We start from the raw sequence: 20,477 nt of genomic DNA on the forward strand, positions 1-20,477 counted from the left end.
CGCCACCATGCCAGCGGTCTGGCGCAGCGGCAGCTTGAACAGGATCTTGATCGACAGGCAGAACTGGATAGCCGCATCGGAAAACACCGCTGGCCGTCCGGGTCGCCAGTCACGTGGCGCGCGCCAGGTCATGTCCCTGTCGACCCGGATCAGCAGCGATCCCCTCTTCCGCAGCGATGCGTTGTAGCTGGACCAGTTCGTCGTGCAATAGCGGATGGGAGATGGCTTGCTCATACCGCGCGTCTAACGGCATGGATTCACGAAGTGAATCCTCCGTCGTCAGACTTGTGCAACAACTCCCTCGGAAACTCCGGCCGTGACCGCGCGTTCTGCGGCCTCGACTTCCGCCTGCACCATGGCGCGGATATCGGTCCCGAGTATATCGGCCACAAGCTACTGACTTGGGTTGAGAAGCGCGGTATCGCCCTGGCCCAAATCCAACCGGGGGCACCGGGGCCACTTGCGCCGAGTTACCCCTTGATTCGACTGGAACCGGACCTGTACGTATGGTGGGAAACAGCCGAAATTCGGATCTGAGCGTGTGTTGCAACTGATGGTTGAAACTCGACTATGACAATTCTCGAACGAAACAATGTCAGCATATCCGGCGGCGGTGACCGGACCCTGGTTTTTGTTCATGGATACGGCTGCGATCAGAGCATGTGGCGCTATGTGGCGCCGCATTTCGAGCAGACCAACCGTGTGGTGCTGTACGATCTGACCGGAATGGGCCACTCCAACCTGGACGCCTACGATTTCAGTGAGTACCGGACATTGAACCGGCACGCGGATGATCTGGTCGCCCTCCTTGAGGCGCTCGACGTGACCGGCGCTGTGGTGATCGGGCATTCCGTCGGCGCGACGATCGCCAGCCTGGCGTCGCTGCGTTGCCCGGAGCGCATTTCGGCGCTTGCCCTTGTCGCACCTTCGCCCTGCTACCTGAACGATGAGTCCTATATCGGCGGGTTTGACCGGGAAACGCTGGAAGGTCTGGTTACCCTGATGGACGAAAATTTCCTTGGCTGGACCAGCCAGGTGATGCCGACGATTGCGGGCGACGGACAGGACAGCGAAACCGCCGTCGAGCTGACCCAGAGCTTTTGCCGCACCGATCCGGCCATCGCGAAACATTTCGGGCGCCTCGTCTTTCTGGCGGATCACCGCGAAGACATGAAACAGGTCGAGACCGCGGCCGTCATCATTCAATGTTCGCACGATGCGCTGGCGCCGGTCGACGTTGGGGCCTGGCTGGCCGAAAACATGAAGCATGGCACGCTGAAGATCATCCAGGCCAGCGGCCACTGTCCGCACATGACGGAACCCGAGGCAACGACCGCCGCAATCCGCGACTGCCTGACGGCGATGAAATAGACGTGGCGCGGTCTTCCTTTGTCGCGGCTGCGTTGAGTGCGGGACTGATAGATGATGCGCCCTGCGGTTTTCTGTCAGCCGGCCCGAACGGCAAGATCATCTATGCCAACCTGACGCTGGCGCGGTGGCTGGGGTACGAGACCGGCCTGCCTGCCGACGGGTTCACGTTTCTGGACGTCTTTGCCAAATCCAGCGGACTGTACTTCGACGCGCAGATTCTGCCGATGATCCAGCTTCAGGGATTTGCGCGCGAGATTTCCTGCCATCTCGCCGGGCAGGACGGCAAACCAGGCCGACCGGTTCTGATGAATGTGAAGTTTCGCCCGTCGGCCGGCACAATCCCCGAACGAATGGACTTCGTCTTTTTCGACGCGACCGAACGGCTTCGGTTCGAAACGACACTTCAAGAGGCCCGTTCCGAGGCCGAGGAACTCGCGGCCATAGTGAAAAACGCCACCGTGGGCATCGTTCGGGTAGATCATGAAGGTCGCCTGAAGCGGTGGAACGCGGCAGCCGAGGCCATATTCCGGCGGAAAGGTGCCGCACCTGAGGGGAAGTCGATCACCGAGGTTGTGGCCTTGGACAACACCGCGAACACCTGGTTCCAGGATGCGAAAGAGGAGATCACCCGGAAAGGGGAGCATCAATTCGAGGCGCAGATCGACGCCGAGATACACCTGAATATTTCGGTCGGAGAGATCGTGAACAGGGTAGATCCATTCGCCGCGTCTGATTATTCGATCATATTGAGGGACGTCACCCGCCAGGTCCTCGACCGTACGCGGCTTGATCTTATGGTTCAGGAACTGAACCACCGGGTCAAGAACACGCTCGCGGTTGTGTCGGGGCTGATCAGGCAATCGCTTCGTCGGCCGGAAGTCCGGGAAGAGCGTCAAAAACTGATCGAGCGTTTGCAGAGCGTTGCAGCGTCACACGACATCCTGACATCCAACTATTGGCAGAATGCCGAGATGTCCGAGCTTATCAAGCCGTTGCAGGCGCAGTTGGACGACCCCGGACGGATCACCTTTGACGGGCCAAAGGTAATGCTGAACCCCAACCATTTCAAAAGCCTTTCGATGGCGTTTCACGAACTGATGACAAACGCACTGAAATACGGCGCATTTTCCGACGACCACGGCAGGGTTTCGATACGCTGGTCGCAGGACGGGCCGGAAAACACCCGGCTGTCGCTCACCTGGACCGAAACCGGGGGGCCCGCAACCAAACCGCCGGACAGAAGCGGCTTCGGGTCAATAATGATCGAAAAATTGCTGACAGCCGAGTTCAAGGGCGAGACCAAGATGGATTTCCTCCCGGAAGGGCTCAAGTTCAGTTTTCGCGGTCAAATGTGAAGAGCGCGGACCGACGTTGCGGCGGCAAGGCGGTCGCGGGGTTTCGCAGCCGTCTTTGTGTGTCCTGGCCGGGGTGATCACACAGCCCTCGTCGATCCTGGTCACCGGACGCCGGGACTGGCCAGCTGTGAACCTTCGTGCCGGATCGGAACGCCCTGTTGAACGGGGCCGGTCGTTGCCGCTGTGCCGGGCTGCGGCGCCGCTGGACTCTGCTGCGGGCGCTTGGGATAATAGGGTATGAGTCTGCCCCCTGGTTTTCTTGACGAACTTCGCACCCGCACGAGCCTGTCCCAGGTCGTGGGGCGCAAAGTCATGTGGGACACGCGCAAATCCAACCAGGGCAAGGGCGACATGTGGGCGCCCTGTCCCTTTCATCAGGAAAAAAGCGCGTCTTTTCATGTAGATGACCGCAAAGGATTCTACTATTGCTTTGGCTGTCATGCCAAGGGAGACGCCATCGCCTTTGTCCGCGAGACCGAGAATGTCGACTTCATGGAGGCGATCAAGATTCTGGCGTCCGAGGCAGGAATGCCGATGCCGGAACGCGATCCGCAGGCACAGGTGAAGGCCGACCGGCGCACGCTGCTGGTCGAGGTCATGGAGATGGCCGCAAACTATTTTGCGCTGCAGTTGAAGACCGGCGCGGGCGGCGCGGCGCGCGCCTATCTGGACGGCCGGGCCATGGCGCAGGCAACCCGCGACAAATTCGGTATCGGTTTCGCGCCCGACGGATGGCAGTCGCTGTGGGACCATCTGCGCGGCAGGGGGGTGGCAGAGGACCTCATCTTCGGTGCCGGACTGGCCAGGGCGTCGCAGAAGGGTGGCAAGCCCTATGACGTTTTCCGCAACCGGATCATTTTCCCGATCCGCGATGCCCGTGACCGCTGCATCGCGTTCGGTGGCCGGGCGATGGACCCCGACGACACCGCCAAGTACCTGAATTCGCCCGAGACGGAGTTGTTTGACAAGGGGCGCAACCTGTACAACCACGGACCTGCCCGGGCAGCGGCGGGCAAGGGGCAGCCGCTGATCGTGGCCGAAGGCTATATGGATGTGATTGCCCTGGTCGAGGCCGGTTTCGGGGCAGCGGTCGCGCCACTGGGTACGGCGGTGACCGAGACGCAGCTCCAGCTTCTCTGGCGGATTTCGGACGAGCCGGTGATGGCGCTGGATGGCGACACGGCCGGTCTGCGGGCCGCCTACCGGGTCATTGACACGGCACTGCCATTGCTGGAGGCGGGCAAGTCTCTGCGTTTTGCCCTGATGCCGGAGGGCAAGGATCCCGATGACCTGATCCGCGCCGAGGGGGCAGGGGGGGTGCAGAAGGTACTAAGCAATGCGATGCCCATGGTCCGGCTGCTGTGGCAGCGCGAAACCGAAGGCCGGGTGTTTGACAGCCCGGAGCGCAAGGCGGCGCTGGACAAGGTGCTGCGCGACCGCATCAAGCAGATTCCGGATCCGAGCCTGCGCAGTCACTACGGCGAGGATATCAAGCAGTTGCGCTGGACCCTGTTCCGGCAGCGCCCGACAAAACCGCGCGGTCCGGCGGGTTGGGGCAAAAACGCGTGGAACGCACCGCAGCCGCCAAGCGCCAGTGCCAAAGCCTCGCTTCTGGTGTCGGCCGACGAGCAGGCTCAGGTTCAGTTGCGCGAGGCTGTGATCCTTGCGGCGTTGCTGTCGGCGCCCGAACTGGTGGAGGCATTCGAGCCGCAGCTCGAAGCGATGCCCTGCAGTGATCCGATGCATCGCGATCTGCGCGACTGTCTGCTGCGGTCCTTGGGCCAGCCTGCGGATGCCGTGCGCCATCACGCAGAACAGGCAATCGGAGGTCAGGCCCTTGAAACCTTGTTTGCGGCACGCCACGTAGCGATCACGCCCTGCGTGCGCAATCCGGGCAACACCGAGCTGGCACGGATGACAGTGGCAGAGGAGCTGGCCAAGCTGGAGGCGCATCGGCGGCAGGTTCTGGGCATTGCCGAGGGGGTCGAGGATCTGCAGGGAGACCTTGCAGATGAATCCGTCACCTGGCGCCTGGGGCAGGCGGCAGAGGCACGCTCTTTTGCCGAACGGGCGCAGCAGGAAGACAGTGCCGACTACGTCACGGCCGAAAACGGAGTGCAGCTCGATGCGGAGCAGTTGCAGCGCAGCCGGGCGCTGTTCGAATCAATAGATGTCACACGTGGTGGCAAACCAAGGAAATCTCACTAGTTTGGTGAGGAACTAGTAAAGAAATCAGGGTAGACGGGTGTGCGAATCAGTATACCGCGCTATTGATTCGGTTTAAGCGAATCACTGCGCCGCATCTGCGCCCCCTATCTTCGTCCCTGACAGGAGCACCATATGGCAGCCAAAGACAACGACGACGCCAAGCCGGAAGTCCAGGACGACGAAGTCTCTCTGGACATGAGCCAGGCCGCCGTCAAAAAGATGATCGCTGATGCGCGGGAACGTGGCTACATCACCTATGATCAGCTGAACGAAGTGCTTCCCCCCGATCAGGTCAGTTCCGACCAGATCGAGGACGTGATGTCGATGCTGTCGGAAATGGGCATTCAGGTCACCGAGGACGACGAAGAAGGCGAAGACGAGGACAAGGGCTCGACCGATCTGGTGGATGCCTCGTCCAACAAGGACGTCGCGCTGTCGTCGGGCACAAGCGAAAAGCTGGACCGCACCGACGATCCTGTGCGGATGTACCTGCGTGAGATGGGTTCGGTCGAACTGCTGAGCCGCGAGGGCGAGATCGCCATCGCCAAGCGGATCGAGGCCGGGCGCAACACGATGATCGCGGGCCTGTGCGAAAGCCCGCTGACGTTTCAGGCGATCACCATCTGGCGCGAAGAACTTCTGTCCGAAGACATTCTGCTGCGCGATGTGATCGACCTCGAGACCACATTCGGCAATCAGCTGGGCGAAGACGGCGAACTTGAATCGCCTGTGGTGGATGCCACCGGTGTCAGTTCCGAATCGTCCCGGTCGAGCGAAAGCGCACAGGAACTGGATGCTGACGGCAATCCGATCAGCAGTGACGATGACGAGGAAGAGGACGAGCAGGCCAACATGTCGCTGGCCGCGATGGAGGCCGCGCTGAAGCCGCGGGTTCTGGAAACGCTCGACATCATTGCACGCGATTACGAAGAGCTGGCCGCGATGCAGGACAGCCGGATCTCGGCGACGCTGAACGAAGACGGATCTTTCAGTGCCGATGACGAGGGCCGCTATCAGAAGCTGCGTTCGGAAATCGTGTTGCTGGTGAACGAATTGCATCTGCACAACAACCGGATCGAAGCGCTGATCGACCAGTTGTACGGCATCAACAAGCGGATCATGTCGATCGATTCGGCCATGGTGAAGCTGGCGGATCAGGCGCGCATCAACCGCCGCGAATTTGTCGACGAATACCGGGGCCGCGAGCTGGATCCGAACTGGATGGAGCGAATGGCCGAAAAGGCCGGGCGCGGCTGGCAGATGTTCATCGAACGCTCGGCGGACAAGGTCGAAGAGCTGCGGGCCGACATGGCGCAGGTCGGCCAGTACGTCGGTCTCGACATTTCGGAATTCCGCCGCATCGTGCAGCAGGTCCAGAAGGGCGAGAAAGAGGCCCGTCAGGCGAAAAAGGAAATGGTCGAGGCCAACCTGCGCCTCGTGATCTCCATCGCCAAGAAGTACACCAACCGCGGGCTGCAGTTCCTCGATCTCATTCAGGAAGGCAACATCGGCCTGATGAAGGCGGTGGACAAGTTCGAATACCGTCGCGGCTACAAGTTCTCGACCTATGCGACCTGGTGGATCCGTCAGGCAATCACCCGCTCGATCGCCGATCAGGCCCGCACCATCCGCATCCCGGTGCACATGATCGAGACGATCAACAAGCTGGTGCGCACCGGCCGCCAGATGCTGCACGAGATCGGCCGCGAGCCGACACCCGAGGAACTGGCCGAAAAGCTGCAGATGCCGCTGGAAAAGGTCCGCAAGGTGATGAAGATCGCCAAGGAGCCGATCTCTCTCGAAACGCCCATCGGCGACGAGGAAGACAGCCAGCTTGGCGATTTCATCGAGGACAAGAACGCCGTCCTGCCGCTGGATTCGGCCATTCAGGAGAACCTGAAGGAAACCACCACTCGCGTGCTGTCGTCGCTCACCCCGCGTGAGGAACGTGTGCTGCGGATGCGGTTCGGCATCGGCATGAACACCGACCACACGCTTGAAGAGGTCGGCCAGCAGTTCAGCGTGACCCGCGAACGTATCCGCCAGATCGAAGCCAAGGCGCTGCGCAAGCTCAAGCACCCCAGCCGGTCGCGCAAGCTGCGGTCATTCCTCGACCAATAAGCTTTGCCACAACCTCGAAGTTTGAACGGGTCCGTCAACACGGACCCGTTTACGTTTTGGGAGGATCCGCGCGGAAATAGCGCCAGACCGCGCGCAGCAGGAACAGCGACAACACAAGCAGCGCCACCAGCAGCACCATCTCGACCCGGGTCAGATGGCCGAAAATCCGCGCCAGAACCACGCCGATTTCGGTGCCCACGGATACCATCAGCAAGCCCCAGATACAGGCTGAGACCGCTGTGGCGATTGTATAGGGAATGCCGCGTATATTGGTCGCCGTCGCAAGCATCACCGGTGCAATCGTCCGCGCGCCGGGGATGAACCGGAAAATGCAGGCCAGCAGCAGCGGGCGCGACAGAAACCTCGCCGTCAGCCATTGCGCCAGCGGATGTGTCACCGCACGCAACACACGCGGATGATCGCGGAACCGCCGACCCAGCCAGAAGGTGACGGTGTCCGTGGTCAACCCGCCCCCGATGGCCGCAAACACCACCGGCCAGAATGGCATCAACCCGCGATGGGCCAGCACCCCGCCGGCGATGGCGACGGTGTCGCCCTCGAACGTGCAGCCGATGTAAATCGCGATCAGACCGTATTGAGTGATGAGCTGTTCAAGCATTCTTGTCAGACCCTAGCCGCTGCGGCGCTGCGGTACAGGTGCGATTGGCAGATTTCGGCAAAAAGCCGTCCTTCGCCGCCTGAACGCCGCGACGCGCGAAGTGGGACTGCCCGATTCCCGGTCATTTTCCACCGGTGTTACGGGCCGCGTCTGTCGGGGCGCTGGCGATTATTGGCTTGCGCGGGAAACTTTTTGGCATCTCGGGGCGTTACTCTATTGACACGCAAGGAGATACGATATGACACGACTGATCGCCATCTCGGCCGCCATGATGACTCTTGCAGCTGCTGCCTGGGCTGCAACCGAGGCGCTTGACGCGGGTGGTCCAACTGTCATCGAGATTGAAGTCACCGCCGACAAGCTTGCCGAGTGCCGAGACACCCTGGCGCAGGTCTCCCAGATGCCGGCGGTCTATGACAACGGCTCGCCCATCCTCTTCGGCGTGAATGAAGACCTGCCCTCGGTTGCCTGTGTGGTGCGCTGATCCGGCGTCTCCCGCAGAAATGCGCCGACAGGACTGACCAGCCGCCCGGAACCGGGCGGCTTTTGTGATTCGCGCAGGAACTCGGCGCGAGAGACCGATTGAAGAATCCCAGGGTCCGCTCCCAAGCCGGGTTGGTGGCGGCTTTGACCTGCCGGGCTGTGAACTCGATGAAAAAGCCGTGATCGGCGCCCTTGTGGATATGTGCGGTTTGGTCGTGCCTGTCTCTTCCAGCGCCTCTTCACAGGTCGGCCAGCCGTCGCCAATCCGCGCGAGCGGCCCTGCATGCCGGATCTTTTGCGGTGCTGTGGTCCGCCACCTCGCCACCCAGACCGTTGACGATACCTGCTCTGCCAGGGAATGGTTGGCCAGCATCGCGTTCAGCAGGGGCGCGGCGGACCGCCCGGCGCCCGGATATTTGCCGAAGCGGTCCGGAAATTCCCGGCGCTTGATCCGAGCAGGAGCGAAAATGTCCCGGAGTTCCGGCAGGCCGGGATCGAAACCCTTGGCTGTCAGCCGCCACTGTGGTGTCATCTGCTTCAGGGGCGCATTCCCCGGCCGACACCGCGCCGCAACGGTCCGGCGTCGCAGGCGATGCCACCAGCGCGAGGTTTTGGGACAGATGGCAAACATGCAGACGACCTTCACGCTTTCGACCGAGGGGCCCGGCCTCTATGAGTTCACCCGGGACGTGGCGGGGTGGGTGCGGGGCACCGGGCTTCTGACGCTTTTCATCCGCCATTCGTCGGCCAGCCTGCTGGTTCAGGAAAACGCCGATCCCGAGGTGCGCGCCGACCTCGCGGCGTTTTTCCACCGACTGGTTCCGCCGACGACCGATGCCTCGATGTCCTACCTCACCCACACCTATGAGGGCCCCGACGACATGCCCGGTCACATCAAGGCTGCCCTGTTGCCGGTGTCGGTTTCGATCCCGGTCAGTGACGGCACGCTGGCCCTCGGGACCTGGCAGGGCATCTACCTGTTCGAACACCGCACGGTGCCGCACCGGCGCCAGGTGGTGGCCCATCTGAGCCGCTGAGACCCGCATCCCGGGGCTGTCGGGACCGGATTTTCAGCAAAGTGACGACACGGCAGGCGCAGCATCTGGGGGTGGCAATTTCCCGCTACCCAAATTCTGGCGGAACTCCTATAGTGGCTGTGGATAAGTGGGGACCAACCCCATTCCAGAGGCAGAACAAGAACGAGGGGGACGGCACATGCGCTGCCCGTTTTGCGGAAATATCGATACGCAGGTCAAGGATTCACGCCCGGCCGAGGATCACGTCTCGATCCGCAGGCGACGGTTCTGTCCGGCCTGCGGCGGACGCTTCACCACCTACGAACGGGTGCAATTGCGCGATCTGGTGGTGATCAAGACCAATGGCCGACGCGAGGATTTTGACCGCGACAAGCTCGAACGCTCGATCCGCATCGCGCTGCAAAAACGCCCCATCGAACCCGAGCGCATGGATCAGATGATCAGCGGCATCGTGCGGCGGCTGGAAAGCATGGGGGAAACCGACATTCCGTCCAAACAGATCGGCGAGATCGTGATGGAGTCCCTGGCGCGGATCGACACCGTGGCTTACGTGCGTTTTGCCAGCGTTTACAAGAATTTCCAGGCTGCCGACGACTTTGACAAGTTCGTGAGCGAACTGCGGCCCGAGGCCCCTCCGGAAAAGTGAGCGTGCCGCCGTCACCCGGACAGGATCAGCGCCACATGGCCCACGCTCTCGCCCTCGGGCGGCGTGGCATGGGGCGGTGCTGGCCCAATCCGGCGGTGGGCTGCGTGATCGTGGCCAACGACCGCATTGTCGGCCGTGGCTGGACCCGGCCCGGCGGGCGCCCGCATGCCGAAACCGTCGCATTGGCACAGGCCGGGGCGGCGGCACGCGGGGCCACCGCCTATGTGACGCTGGAACCCTGTGCCCATCACGGCGCGACTCCGCCCTGCGCACAGGCGCTGATCACCGCCGGAGTCGCGCGGGTGGTGGCGGCGGTGCAGGACAGCGATCCCCGCGTCTCGGGCAGGGGATTTGCCCAGCTGCGTGACGCGGGCATCGCCGTCACCACCGGGGTTCTGGCCGAAGAGGCGGCGCAGGACCATGCCGGCTTTTTCCTGCGCACGCAACAGGGCCGCCCGTTTGTCACCCTGAAACTGGCCAGCAGTTTCGACGGCCGCATCGCCACCGCAAGCGGCGACAGCCAGTGGATCACCGGGCAAGAGGCCCGCCACATGGTGCACGGGATGCGCGCGCGACATGACGCGGTGATGGTCGGGGCCGGCACGGCGCGGATCGACGACCCCGCCCTCACGGTGCGCGGGTTCGGCGCGGTGGCTCAGCCGGTTCGCGTCGTGGTTTCGCGGCTGATCGACCTGCCGCTGATGAGCCAGCTGGCGCGCAGCGCGCGGGATGTCCCGGTCTGGATCTGCCACGGGCCGGATGCGCCGCCGGAACTCCGCAAGGCCTGGTCCGGACTGGGGGCGACCCTCATTCCCTGTGCCCTGTCCGGCCGTCAGGTCGACGCCGCCTCCGTCCTGAGCGGGCTGGGCCAGGCCGGTCTGACACGGGTGTTCTGCGAAGGCGGCGGCACGCTTGCCGCGACACTGCTGGCGGCGGATCTGGTGGATGCGCTGATCGGCTTCACCGCCGGCGTCGCCATCGGTGCCGAAGGCACACCGGGGATCGGTGCGATGGGCATCGGCCGTCTCTCGAAGGCGCCGCGCTTCGCCCTTGCCGAAACCCGCGCCGTGGGACAGGACATCCTGCACCGCTGGAACCGCGCGCCGGGCTGACTGCTTTCTTCTCTTTCCAAATACTCAAATAACCAACCGGGCCAGAGGCGTCACGACCGCCACAAATTCGCCTGGCTGGCAAAGAGGCCCTGAAGCTTCGACAGCGACCGGTTGAAAGGGCCGGGGCGCGGTCCCTGGCCATCCGCCAGCCGCTGGGCCACGACTTCGACCGGGCAGGGCAGGCCGGTCACCGGGTCGCGGTAGCGTGGATAGGCAATCAGGCTGGCATGGACCAATGCCTCGATCGTGGGGCGCGCAGCGCGGCGTGCCGGCACCGGGCCCAGGTCGCGGGTCAGACCCCAGCCGGCGTAAAACGGCACCCCCAGCGTCACCACCTCACGGCCGCGCAGCAGCGCCTCGAACCCGGCCAGCGATGTCAGCGTCCAGACCTCGTCGACGCAGGACAGCAGCGCCGCCATATCGACCCCGCCCAGAACCGCGTCGGCCCAGCGTTGCGGCCTGTCCACCGCGCCGGTCCGCAGGCCGGCTTCGACATCCGGGTGGGGTTTCCACAGGATCACCGCGTCGGGGTTGTCGGCCCGCGCCCTTTCCAGCAGCGCCCGGTTGCTGCGGATATCGGCGCAGCCGCGCAGGATCGACGCGTCGTCCTCGACCTGGCCGGTGACCAGAATGCGGTGCCCGGACGGCAGCGACGGCACCGCGCCCGACAGGTTGTACTTGGTCAGCCCGCTGCGGGTCAGATACCGGATCAGCGCCCCGGCACGCAGGATCTGATCGGGGCGCAGACTGTCCGTGGCGTTGATCAGGGATTCGAGCCGCGACGCGCGGGCGGGATCATAATAGATGCCGAGGTCGTCGCAGACCAGCGACAGCGGCGGGATCAACGCCGCGCCCAGGCCGCGCGAGCGCAGAAAGCCGTCCTCGACCCGGGTGACCGCCTCGCCGGGATCGGCTTTGCCCGCCCAGACCATCAGCCCGCGCCCGCTGTCTTCGGCACGCCGCGCCGCCCTTGACCGGTCGTTGTCAAATACCATGCGCCTGTGTGCGCCGAAAAAGTCCTGCAGCGGTTTGCGCTTCCACATCCGCATGCCACAGGCCACCCAGCCCCGGCGGTCCTCGCGCCAGGCGCGGGCGCGGGCCTCGAGCGTGGCAAGCACGGTTTCGATCTCGCACAGGCGGTCGCGGTAGGGATCATGCCATTTCGGGTAGAGGATCATGGCGGCGGCGAACAGCTGCGCCCGGGTCAGCCTGCGTTCGCGGCGCGGCACCGGATCCTCGTCGGTGGTCAGACCCCAGCCGGCATAAAACGGCTGGCCAAAGACCCGGGGACGGTGGCCGGCGAGGATCGCCTCGAACCCCATCTGGGAGGACACGGTATAGACACCCACGGCGCCCTCGAACAGCGCCCAGGGCGAGTGCGGCGTGTCCAGCAGCGAAATGCGCTCGTTGCAATCGGCCGCGGTGAAGTGGCCGGCACGGTGTCCGCGAGCGGTTTCCGGGTGGGTCTTGATCACGACCCGGCAGCCGGGATGCTCTTCCTGCGCAAATACCAGCATTTCCAGGAACCGCGCCCGGTCGGCCCGGCTCGCGGTCACAGAGGCATCGCCGCGGGTCTGGTCGATCACCAGCACATAACCCGGATCGGGCGGTTCCAGCGCCGGGTCCACAGCCGCATATTTGCTGAGATGGGCCTCGGCCATCCAGGCCATCGCGCCCCGCGCCCGGTCCAGCAGGGCGCTGTCGTCCAGCGGATGCGTCGCCAGCAGCTGTTCCAGAACGGAGGGGCTGCGTCCGTCGAAATGCACGCCCGCGTGGTCGACCATCAGCCCCAGCGGCGGCTCGCCGTCGCGGCCGGGCAGCAGCGAGCGCAGAAACCCGTCCTCGATCCGCACCAGCGTCGCGCCGTGGCGCCTGGCCATCGTCTCGCCGCGGTGGGCGGTGGGGGACTGGCCCCAGACCCCCACCAGATCGCCGGAGCGCGGCAGCCCCAGACTGACCCGGTAGCCGGCGAGCGCCAGGATACGGCGCAGACGCGGTTGGGTCAGGAATCCGCCGTTGTAGACGCACAGACGCCGGAGGGTGGAGGGCCCCCCGGCGTCCTGAAGTGGCCCGTCGCCGGGCATGGTCTCAGCCTCCGCTGACTGCGGTCGACACCGTGGCCAGCGTTCCGACTGTCGAAAGCGAGCCTGTCAGCGCGGCGATCGTCTTGTCCCACTGCACAAAGGGCGCTTCGGTCACATAAAGCGTGTCACCATCGCGCACCACAAAGTCGCGGGCCATGAACATGCCATTGGGTTCGGTCAGGTCGAGAACATAGACCAGCCGCTGCGCGCCGATCAGATCACTGCGCCCCATCACCTGATTGGCGATGTCCGCCGGTTCATTGCGGAAAATGAACACGCCGGTCGGATCCGCCGTTGCCGACAGCAGACCGCCGACCTGGGCAATCGCCTCGACCGCACTCAGGGTCTGGGATTCAAACGGAACCCGGGCCTGGGTGCCGGTGGCGCCAAGCGCGGTAAACGCACGGGTGTCTTCCTCGACCAGGATTCGGTCGCCGCCGCGCAGCGGGATGTCCATGCGCGGGTTCTTGTACAGATCCTGGAACCAGATCTTGCCCTGCTGACCTCCGCGCAGAACCGTGACCTGGGCGATTTCCGGCTGGATCGTCACCCCCCCGGCACGCGCCAGCATTGCCGAAAGGGTGCGGGTGGGACGTTCGATCGCATAGACGCCCTGCCCACCGACCGAACCCACAAGCGACACGGTCGATCCGTCACCGGCGAGACGGCGGACCTGCACCTGCGGATCGGGCGTCTGGTCGGCCAGGCGTTCGGTGATCACGCGGCGGATTGCATCCGGCGAATTCCCGGCAGCCCTGATGCGGCCCGCGTAGGGCACAAAGATGAATCCCGAGCCATCGACCTGCACCTCTTCGAGGATGGTCGAATTGCTGGTCTCACCGGCCAGAAGCCCGTCGTCGACGTTTTCCCAGATGGTCAGGCCCAGGGTATCGCCGGGGTTGATCACGTCCGAGCCAACCAGGCCGGCGTTCTGGAAAGCTTCGGAAAACCCGAGTGAGGGGACAATGGCGGTGGCGCGGGTCACGCGATCATTCACCGTCACGACAAAGGCATCACCCTGACGCTGGACCGAGCCAGCAAAGATTTCGGATTTGTTCGGGCCAACGCGCGGCAGGCCGCAGGACGCCAGAATCGACGCCGCAGCCAGAAGCGCGACGGACTTCGCCCAACGGGAGGAAGTGGGTTTCACTGCTCGGTCTCCTCGACCTGTTATTATTCTGCCTCAGATATTTTTTTCTTAAGCTACGGGAATCCGAGGGCAAAAGCCATACGTTCGATTCGCCGCCTTTACCGCACGACGCGCAACTGTTGCCGTGGGGCCGCGGTGCCGGACCGCAGGGCATCGTAGGGATCATCGGGCGACAGCATCATGTCCACCACCTGGCGCAACAACTGGCGGCGGCCGCGGGCCGAATAATACCCGCCGGGAAGCTGCGAGGTTTCAAGCAGATAGCGGCGGTAATCCTTGTAGGCGCGGTTGTCGGGCCGCGACGCGGCGCCAAAGAATTCCGCCAGCGGCTGATCCGACACAAACTCGGGTTTGGCATAGACCGCATCCCCGAACACCTTGAGCGGGATGCCGCGCCAGAGCACCTGCTGCCCGGCGGTCGAGTTCACTGTGACCGCCGTGCGCGCATCGTTCAGAAGCTGCGCCAGCTTGCCGCCACGCACATAATGCACCCGGTCGCTGACGCCCAGTCTGGCGGCGTGTTCGCGGATCGTGCGCCGCACGTTGACGCGGCCGTCTTCCAGCGGATGGGCCTTGAACACAAGATGATGATGCCCGGGCGCGCCCTTGGCAAAACCGGCAATCACCAGTTCGAGAAACTCGGGCAGGGTCGCAAAGGGCGAATGCATCTGGAACGAGCTGTCGTGTTCCAGCTGCAACAAAGCCAGATGATACGGAAAGCCGCCAAAGCGGATGCGGGCCGTGGCGATGATCCGGTCCAGCGCCGAGGCAGGCATCAGCAGCAGCCGTTTGATATACAGGCGGAATTCCGTCGTGACGGGGATCGCGCGGTGCGGGCGGAAGTTGCGGTAGTCACCGTTCCGGAACATCACGAACCAATGATACAGCGCGCCGTAAAAGATGTGGTGGCGCATGTCACCCCAATGGGCCGGCGGCAGCGGCGCCTCCATGTCCGACAGCTTCAGCGCCTCCTGCATATCGGGAACCGACATCTGCATGAGCCGTGAATGGCCGTTGGCTCCGCCGCGTTCATAGGTGACCCAATACGGGCGCATGTAGCCTTCTTCAAAGACATGTACGGTGATGCCGCGCGCCTTGGCCTCGGCCACGGCCTGGGCGTGAATCGGCCGCGTATCGCCATAAAGCACGATGTCGGTGACGCCCTTGTCGTTCAGAAGCCGGTTGAAATATGGCGCCCAGTCCTCGGCGGAACCGGTGTAGGGCAGATAGCTTTCCGGATGGAACCAGAACGCCCGGTCCCCGGCATTGAATCCCACGCGCCAGACTGCGGCGCCGGTCTTGCGCAGCATTTTGCCAAGCCGGTGAAAGAACGGTCCATGCGGCCCCTGCAGGAAGACAAAGGTGCGTTTCTGACCGGTTGCGTTGCTCATGCGGGGGCACTATCCACTGTTCACAATATGCATGTCTATCGCCCGAGTCCGGCGAAAGTAAGGCGCATCAGGAAACGACGCGGTGCTTGGGCGCCTGCGCAGGGGAAAGGCTCGGGATCAGATGTTTACCGGGATCATCAGCGATATTGGCGAAGTGCGGGAACTGGAACAGCGCGGCGATCTGCGCGCCCGGATCGCCACCGGCTATGACACCGGAACAATTGACATCGGCGCCTCGATCGCCTGTGACGGTGTGTGCCTGACCGTGGTGGCGCTGGGCGGGGACTGGTTCGACGTGCAGATCAGTGCAGAAACCGTGAGCAAGACCAATCTTGCCGCCTGGTCGGTCGGGAACCGCGTCAACCTGGAACGCGCGCTGAAGGTCGGCGACGAACTGGGTGGTCATATCGTCTCCGGCCATGTCGACGGTCAGGCCGAGGTGATTTCGGTGCGGCAGGAAGGCGACAGCACCCGTGTGGTGCTGCGCGCCGCCAAACCGCTGGCCCGCTTCATCGCGCCCAAGGGATCGGTGGCGCTGAACGGCACGTCGCTGACAGTGAACGAGGTGGATGGCTGCGATTTCGGCATCAACTTTATCCCGCATACCAAGGTTGCGACCACCTGGGGGGATGTGCAGGAGGGCGACCGGGTGAACCTCGAGATCGACACGCTGGCGCGCTATGTTGCCCGGCTGACCGAGATGTCCTGAGCCCCGTGACGGGGGCGTCTTCGGATGGCTGGGTTCATGTCGGTGGCACGGCTGACCGTGCCCGGACGGCCGCGGTCATCAGGTGCAGTGCAAGGCCGAGCAGGTAGCTGACCAGCACCACCGCCAGCCCGCCGGACGGGCCAAAGGCGCCAAGCACGGCCAGCAGAACCGGTGTGCCGCTGAGGTTTCCAAGGTTGCCCATCTGCGCCACCGCACCATTGGCAAGCGCCCGGTCCTGCGGTTCTGCGTTAAGCTGCGGGATGGCTGCAAAGCTTGCCGCCTGCACCGGGGCAAGGGCGGCGAACAGGACCACCACCGGCCAGATGGCGCCCGGGAGGGCCCAGATCAGCACCACGGCGATGGCCGACAGGCCAAAGCCCAGCATCACCACCCGCACCGCAGGCACGAACCGCAACAGCGCCACCACCAGTGTCAGTGAAATCGCGATCGAGGTGAGCGGCAGAACCCCCAGCAGCCAGCCCGGCGCCTCTGGTCCCAGCACCAGTGGCAGAACCGTGAGCAAGGCCACAAAGGTCAGTGTATAGCAGAACCAGCCCAACGCGGCGGCGCTCAGACGCGGGTTGCTGTAGATGCGCAGATGCTGGCGCAGCAGGGCGCCGGGAGCCAGAGACGTCGCCGCCGCCCGGACATCGAGCCGGGGCAGATACAGCCACAGAACCGTGGCCATCAGCGTCATATAGGCGGCATGCAGGCCAAACAACGCGCCCGGGCCGAAGGCCGCGATCAGCGGCAGCCCGCCCCAGGCCGCCAGCGCATAGGCGACGCCGAAAAATGTGCTCCAGAGCGTCATCGCAGAGGCCCGCAGCCGGTCGGGGGCCAGCTCGGCGATAAAGGTGGGGGCGGCGACAACGATCACCAGATGCGACAGTCCTTCGATCAGGCGCGAGGCCAGAAACACCGGAAAGGACGGCAGGCCGGCCTGCACCGCCGACATCGCCGCGCCCAGCAGCAATCCGGCCAGAAGCAGTTTGCGATATCCCAGCCGGGCGACGATCATCCCGGCCACAAGCCCCAGGATCAGGCCGACAAAGCTGATCAGCGACACGGCAAAGCCCAGCGACGCGCCGGCCTCGGGGTAGGAATCGCGCAGTGCCGGAAAGGCGACGGAAAGCTTGGCAAACTGCCCGGCAGCTCCAAGCCCGGCAGCCCAGAGCAGCAGGATCATCGCAAGGGGCGGTAGCGGGCGGGTCATGCGCAACTCTGCTCAAGTGGGGTCGCTGCCTGAATGACAGAGCATGCGGGCGAAGGGAACCACAGGATTTTCCGCCTGTGCGGCCTTCGCGACCGCAAGCGCAGGCACAGGCCGCGACGGCGGCAGGAACCGGCCCGGGGCCGACGTTCAGCGCGTCAAGGACTTCATCGCCCGTTCCAGACCGGACAGCGTCATCGGCACCATGCTGTCTTCGAAGATTTCCCGGATCATGCTGATGCTCTGGGTGTATTGCCAGTGCCGTTCGGGGGTCGGGTTGATCCAGACGTTGGAGGGCCACTGCGCGCGGCAGCGCCGCAGCCAGGTCTCGCCGGCCTCGGCGTTCCAGTGTTCATTGGCCCCGCCGGGGTAGGCGATTTCATAAGGCGACATCGACGCGTCGCCGACAAAGATGCACTTGTAGTCGGACCCGTAGGTACGCAGGATCTCGCCCGTCGGCAGCTGCGCATCCCAGCGGCGGCGGTTGTCCTTCCACACGCCTTCGTAAAGGCAGTTGTGAAAGTAGAAATGTTCCATGTGCTTGAACTCGGCGCGGGCGGCGCTGAACAGCTCTTCGACCACCTTGACATGCGGGTCCATCGAGCCGCCGATGTCAAGGAACAGCAGCACCTTGATCGCATTGCGCCGCTCGGGTCGGGTCTGCACGTCGAGATAGCCGTGTTCGGCGGTGGCGCGGATGGTGCCGTCAAGATCCAGCTCGTCGGCAGCGCCGTCGCGCGCCCATTTTCGCAACCGTTTGAGGGCGACCTTGATGTTGCGGGTGCCCAGTTCGACCGAGTCGTCGAGATTGCGGAATTCGCGCCGGTCCCAGACCTTGACCGCACGCTGATGCCGCGAGCCGTCCTGTCCGATGCGCACGCCTTCGGGATTGTAGCCATAGGCGCCGAACGGCGAGGTGCCGGCCGTGCCGACCCATTTGCTGCCCCCCTGATGACGTCCCTGCTGTTCCTTTAGCCGCGCCTTCAACGTCTCCATCAGCTTCTCAAACCCGCCCAGGGCCTCGATCTCGGCCTTTTCCTCGGCGGTCAGGTGCTTTTCGGCCATCTTTTTCAGCCAGTCGGCCGGGACGTCGACGGCCTCCATAACCGCCTGCATCGGGATCTTGTCGAGCCCTTCAAAGCTCGCCGCAAAGGCGCGGTCAAAGCGGTCGATGTGGCGTTCGTCTTTTACCATTGCCGTCCGGGCAAGGTAATAGAACGCCTCCGGGTCATATGTGGCCAGCCCGGCGCGCATTCCCTCGAGAAAACTGAGGTATTCCCGCAGGGACACGGGCACGGCGGCGTTGCGCAGGTTTTCGAAGAAGGGGACAAACATGCGCTGTGTCTAGCGCGGATCGCGGCGGAACTGAACGGGAATCTGCGCGCGACAGTCGCGGGCAGGAGCGTGAAGTCCGACGCGTCGGTGGACGTTCGGCCAGAGCGCGGGACGGGGGTGGTGCCGTCTAAAGCAGGATCTTGTCCAGCGCGATCGTCAGGATCAGCCCGGCAAGGCCAAAGCAGATGCCGAACCCGGCAGCATATTGTGCAATATCGGCGGCACTGCCCTTGCGGCGTCGGGCGGTGAAGCCGCCGGTCAATGCACCCAAAACGGCCCCTGCGATCACGATCATATCTGGCTCCTGGTTCCCTTCAGCGGATTGAGCGCGCCGATCTCGCGCACCTTGGCGCGGACGGCCCAGTCCGGGCCGAAGCCGTAGCGCGCCCAACCCAGAGAGTCCATGCGCACTTCGCGGCCTTCGGAAACCCGGCCGGACAGGTCCAGGGCCTCGGCGCTGAGCAGCATCAGCGTCGACAGCAGCGCGGCGTTCTCGTAACGCGCGGCAATCTCGAGCGCCGGGCGCAGGATCTCCAGCGCCTGATCCGGCTGGTTCTGGGTGATGGCATGCGCAGCCATTTGCGAGGCGGTATAAGCCCGGTGCAATTCGGTGCCCGGCGCGGCGGCAAAATAGCGGTCGGCCAGGCTGAACTGCTGCTGAGCGCCGTTGGGGTCGCTGGACTGCAGCAAGCGTCCCATGGCATAGTGCGAAAAGCCGCGGCGGTGATCGCTCCATCCCATCGCCGATGCGATCTGCAGCGCCCGGGTTGCAGCCGCTGTCCGTTGCGGCGGGCTGGCACCGGGGCCAAGCGCCTCTTGCACCGCGTCAATCCAGGCACGCGGTGTCGACGCCAGATGCCGGGGTGGCTGGCCTTCGCCCTGCGGATGGATGCGCGCCAGGATGCCAGGCAGGCGGGCCGCGACCTGTGACCGGGACATGCCGTTGCGCAGCGCGCCGTCGTAATAGGTGCGCAGGATCAGCATGTCAAAACCGGTCAGGACGGTGTGGACATTGTCGTCGTTGAACACCGAATCCGGCAGGCGGTAGAGGTCGTTCAACGGTCCCAGCGCCTGCGCCAGCTCTTCGTGCAGGCAGTCGCGCACCTCTTGCGGGCTTGAATCCACGGGCAGAAAGATCGCCACCTTTTCGCGGCGGGTCAGACGGGTCCAGTTGACGACGCGGGTGTGCCGCGCGAAGCGGTATTCATCCAGAGTCGAGACGTTGGGAACCACAAAACAGGCCGCCTGCGGCAGGTATTTGCGGATGGTCGACCTTGGCACCGCGTTGATCGTGACATTCGCGGCCGCACCGCTGGTCAGGGCAATGTCGATGCCCGCTTCGGTACGCAGGCGGTGCAGCAACCGGTTGAGATCGGTAGCCAGCGACGTCGGCACCTTACCCGTGACCCGCACCGAAATCGGACCCTCAAAGCGGGTCAGCATCGGCAGGTCGCGGCCCGATTCCAGTTGCAGCGACAGGTCCAGGAAATCGCGGGCGATGTCGATGTTCGACGCCCGGGTCGGCACCGGGCGCGGCACCGAGAACACCTTGATGCCAGGCAGACTGCTTTCGACACTCACCGATGCGGCGCGGCTGGGCGTGTCACCGGGCGAGACGGGCATACAGGCCCCGAGAAGCAGACAGA

At 64.2% G+C, this 20,477-nt stretch carries 18 protein-coding genes; 9 read left to right on the top strand and 9 right to left on the bottom strand.

The window, feature by feature from the left end; genetic code table 11:
* Positions 1–234: transposase (locus FOY53_RS20745; protein ID WP_186766695.1), on the bottom strand; the 234-nt coding region annotated here is incomplete at its 3' end.
* 336 nt (positions 235–570) lie between these two features.
* Between FOY53_RS20745 and FOY53_RS20750 the strand changes: the two genes are divergently transcribed.
* From FOY53_RS20750 to rpoD, 4 genes are all read left to right on the top strand, one after another.
* On the top strand, positions 571–1,371 hold the full coding sequence (locus tag FOY53_RS20750; protein WP_146592224.1) for an alpha/beta fold hydrolase: 801 nt from the start codon (positions 571–573) through the stop codon (positions 1,369–1,371).
* Between the two features lie 2 nt (positions 1,372–1,373).
* Positions 1,374–2,726, top strand: coding sequence for a sensor histidine kinase (locus FOY53_RS20755; protein ID WP_146592225.1), 1,353 nt, complete (start codon positions 1,374–1,376; stop codon positions 2,724–2,726).
* A gap of 237 nt (positions 2,727–2,963) precedes the next feature.
* Complete coding sequence (dnaG, locus tag FOY53_RS20760; protein WP_146592226.1) at positions 2,964–4,934, top strand: DNA primase; 1,971 nt, start codon at positions 2,964–2,966, stop codon at positions 4,932–4,934.
* A gap of 132 nt (positions 4,935–5,066) precedes the next feature.
* On the top strand, positions 5,067–7,055 hold the full coding sequence (gene rpoD, locus FOY53_RS20765; protein ID WP_146592227.1) for an RNA polymerase sigma factor RpoD: 1,989 nt from the start codon (positions 5,067–5,069) through the stop codon (positions 7,053–7,055).
* 49 nt (positions 7,056–7,104) lie between these two features.
* Here the strand turns inward: rpoD and FOY53_RS20770 are convergent, their stop codons facing one another.
* A complete protein-coding gene (locus tag FOY53_RS20770; protein WP_146592228.1) occupies positions 7,105–7,674 on the bottom strand; it encodes a DedA family protein in 570 nt (189 codons plus the stop codon).
* A 238-nt stretch (positions 7,675–7,912) separates the two neighbouring features.
* Here FOY53_RS20770 and FOY53_RS20775 point away from each other — a divergent pair, with 238 nt between their 5' ends.
* From FOY53_RS20775 to ribD, 4 genes are all read left to right on the top strand, one after another.
* Entirely contained in the window at positions 7,913–8,158 is a 246-nt protein-coding gene (locus FOY53_RS20775) for a hypothetical protein (RefSeq protein ID WP_146592229.1), read from the top strand.
* A 628-nt stretch (positions 8,159–8,786) separates the two neighbouring features.
* Entirely contained in the window at positions 8,787–9,194 is a 408-nt protein-coding gene (locus tag FOY53_RS20785) for a secondary thiamine-phosphate synthase enzyme YjbQ (RefSeq protein WP_146592230.1), read from the top strand.
* Positions 9,195–9,372: 178 nt separating this feature from the next.
* The gene (gene nrdR, locus FOY53_RS20790) at positions 9,373–9,840 is read left to right on the top strand and encodes a transcriptional regulator NrdR (protein ID WP_146592231.1); all 468 of its coding nucleotides are present in this window, start codon (positions 9,373–9,375) and stop codon (positions 9,838–9,840) included.
* A 2-nt stretch (positions 9,841–9,842) separates the two neighbouring features.
* A complete protein-coding gene (ribD, locus tag FOY53_RS20795) occupies positions 9,843–10,952 on the top strand; it encodes a bifunctional diaminohydroxyphosphoribosylaminopyrimidine deaminase/5-amino-6-(5-phosphoribosylamino)uracil reductase RibD (RefSeq protein ID WP_281289603.1) in 1,110 nt (369 codons plus the stop codon).
* Between the two features lie 50 nt (positions 10,953–11,002).
* Here ribD and FOY53_RS20800 read toward each other — a convergent pair whose 3' ends face one another.
* The 3 genes from FOY53_RS20800 to FOY53_RS20810 form a co-directional block, all read right to left on the bottom strand.
* Positions 11,003–13,036 carry a capsule polysaccharide biogenesis protein gene (locus FOY53_RS20800; protein ID WP_146592233.1) on the bottom strand — a complete coding sequence of 678 codons (2,034 nt, stop codon included), beginning with the start codon at positions 13,034–13,036 and terminating at the stop codon, positions 11,003–11,005.
* A 4-nt stretch (positions 13,037–13,040) separates the two neighbouring features.
* The gene (locus FOY53_RS20805) at positions 13,041–14,186 is read right to left on the bottom strand and encodes a polysaccharide biosynthesis/export family protein (protein WP_146592234.1); all 1,146 of its coding nucleotides are present in this window, start codon (positions 14,184–14,186) and stop codon (positions 13,041–13,043) included.
* Positions 14,187–14,284: 98 nt separating this feature from the next.
* Complete coding sequence (locus FOY53_RS20810) at positions 14,285–15,577, bottom strand: capsule polysaccharide biogenesis protein (protein ID WP_146592235.1); 1,293 nt, start codon at positions 15,575–15,577, stop codon at positions 14,285–14,287.
* Positions 15,578–15,698: 121 nt separating this feature from the next.
* Here FOY53_RS20810 and FOY53_RS20815 point away from each other — a divergent pair, with 121 nt between their 5' ends.
* Positions 15,699–16,286, top strand: coding sequence for a riboflavin synthase (locus FOY53_RS20815; protein ID WP_146592236.1), 588 nt, complete (start codon positions 15,699–15,701; stop codon positions 16,284–16,286).
* A 34-nt stretch (positions 16,287–16,320) separates the two neighbouring features.
* Here FOY53_RS20815 and FOY53_RS20820 read toward each other — a convergent pair whose 3' ends face one another.
* From FOY53_RS20820 to FOY53_RS20835, 4 genes are all read right to left on the bottom strand, one after another.
* Positions 16,321–17,499 (bottom strand): MFS transporter, encoded by a 1,179-nt coding sequence (locus tag FOY53_RS20820; RefSeq protein ID WP_146592237.1) that lies wholly within the window; start codon positions 17,497–17,499, stop codon positions 16,321–16,323.
* 147 nt (positions 17,500–17,646) lie between these two features.
* Positions 17,647–18,831 carry a vWA domain-containing protein gene (locus tag FOY53_RS20825; RefSeq protein ID WP_146592238.1) on the bottom strand — a complete coding sequence of 395 codons (1,185 nt, stop codon included), beginning with the start codon at positions 18,829–18,831 and terminating at the stop codon, positions 17,647–17,649.
* A 127-nt stretch (positions 18,832–18,958) separates the two neighbouring features.
* On the bottom strand, positions 18,959–19,126 hold the full coding sequence (locus FOY53_RS20830) for an apolipoprotein acyltransferase (protein ID WP_146592239.1): 168 nt from the start codon (positions 19,124–19,126) through the stop codon (positions 18,959–18,961).
* Positions 19,123–20,454: a DUF2927 domain-containing protein gene (locus FOY53_RS20835; protein WP_186766696.1), complete on the bottom strand. Its 1,332-nt coding sequence runs from the start codon at positions 20,452–20,454 to the stop codon at positions 19,123–19,125. Before FOY53_RS20835 ends, FOY53_RS20830 begins: the two co-directional genes overlap by 4 nt.
* Between the last annotated feature and the right edge of the window lie 23 nt (positions 20,455–20,477).

This window comes from Puniceibacterium confluentis (assembly GCF_007923445.1).
Classification (GTDB): Bacteria; Pseudomonadota; Alphaproteobacteria; order Rhodobacterales; family Rhodobacteraceae; genus Puniceibacterium; species Puniceibacterium confluentis.

Bases quoted from the DNA above. Each gene is read 5' to 3' on its own strand.
- FOY53_RS20750 (WP_146592224.1), top strand. From the start codon at position 571: ATGACAATTCTCGAACGAAACAATGTCAGCATATCCGGCGGCGGTGAC.
- dnaG (WP_146592226.1), top strand. From the start codon at position 2,964: ATGAGTCTGCCCCCTGGTTTTCTTGACGAACTTCGCACCCGCACGAGC.
- rpoD (WP_146592227.1), top strand. From the start codon at position 5,067: ATGGCAGCCAAAGACAACGACGACGCCAAGCCGGAAGTCCAGGACGAC.
- FOY53_RS20770 (WP_146592228.1), bottom strand. From the start codon at position 7,674: ATGCTTGAACAGCTCATCACTCAATACGGTCTGATCGCGATTTACATC.
- FOY53_RS20775 (WP_146592229.1), top strand. From the start codon at position 7,913: ATGACACGACTGATCGCCATCTCGGCCGCCATGATGACTCTTGCAGCT.
- FOY53_RS20785 (WP_146592230.1), top strand. From the start codon at position 8,787: ATGCAGACGACCTTCACGCTTTCGACCGAGGGGCCCGGCCTCTATGAG.
- nrdR (WP_146592231.1), top strand. From the start codon at position 9,373: ATGCGCTGCCCGTTTTGCGGAAATATCGATACGCAGGTCAAGGATTCA.
- FOY53_RS20800 (WP_146592233.1), bottom strand. From the start codon at position 13,036: ATGCCCGGCGACGGGCCACTTCAGGACGCCGGGGGGCCCTCCACCCTC.
- FOY53_RS20810 (WP_146592235.1), bottom strand. From the start codon at position 15,577: ATGAGCAACGCAACCGGTCAGAAACGCACCTTTGTCTTCCTGCAGGGG.
- FOY53_RS20815 (WP_146592236.1), top strand. From the start codon at position 15,699: ATGTTTACCGGGATCATCAGCGATATTGGCGAAGTGCGGGAACTGGAA.
- FOY53_RS20820 (WP_146592237.1), bottom strand. From the start codon at position 17,499: ATGACCCGCCCGCTACCGCCCCTTGCGATGATCCTGCTGCTCTGGGCT.
- FOY53_RS20825 (WP_146592238.1), bottom strand. From the start codon at position 18,831: ATGTTTGTCCCCTTCTTCGAAAACCTGCGCAACGCCGCCGTGCCCGTG.
- FOY53_RS20830 (WP_146592239.1), bottom strand. From the start codon at position 19,126: ATGATCGTGATCGCAGGGGCCGTTTTGGGTGCATTGACCGGCGGCTTC.
- FOY53_RS20835 (WP_186766696.1), bottom strand. From the start codon at position 20,454: ATGCCCGTCTCGCCCGGTGACACGCCCAGCCGCGCCGCATCGGTGAGT.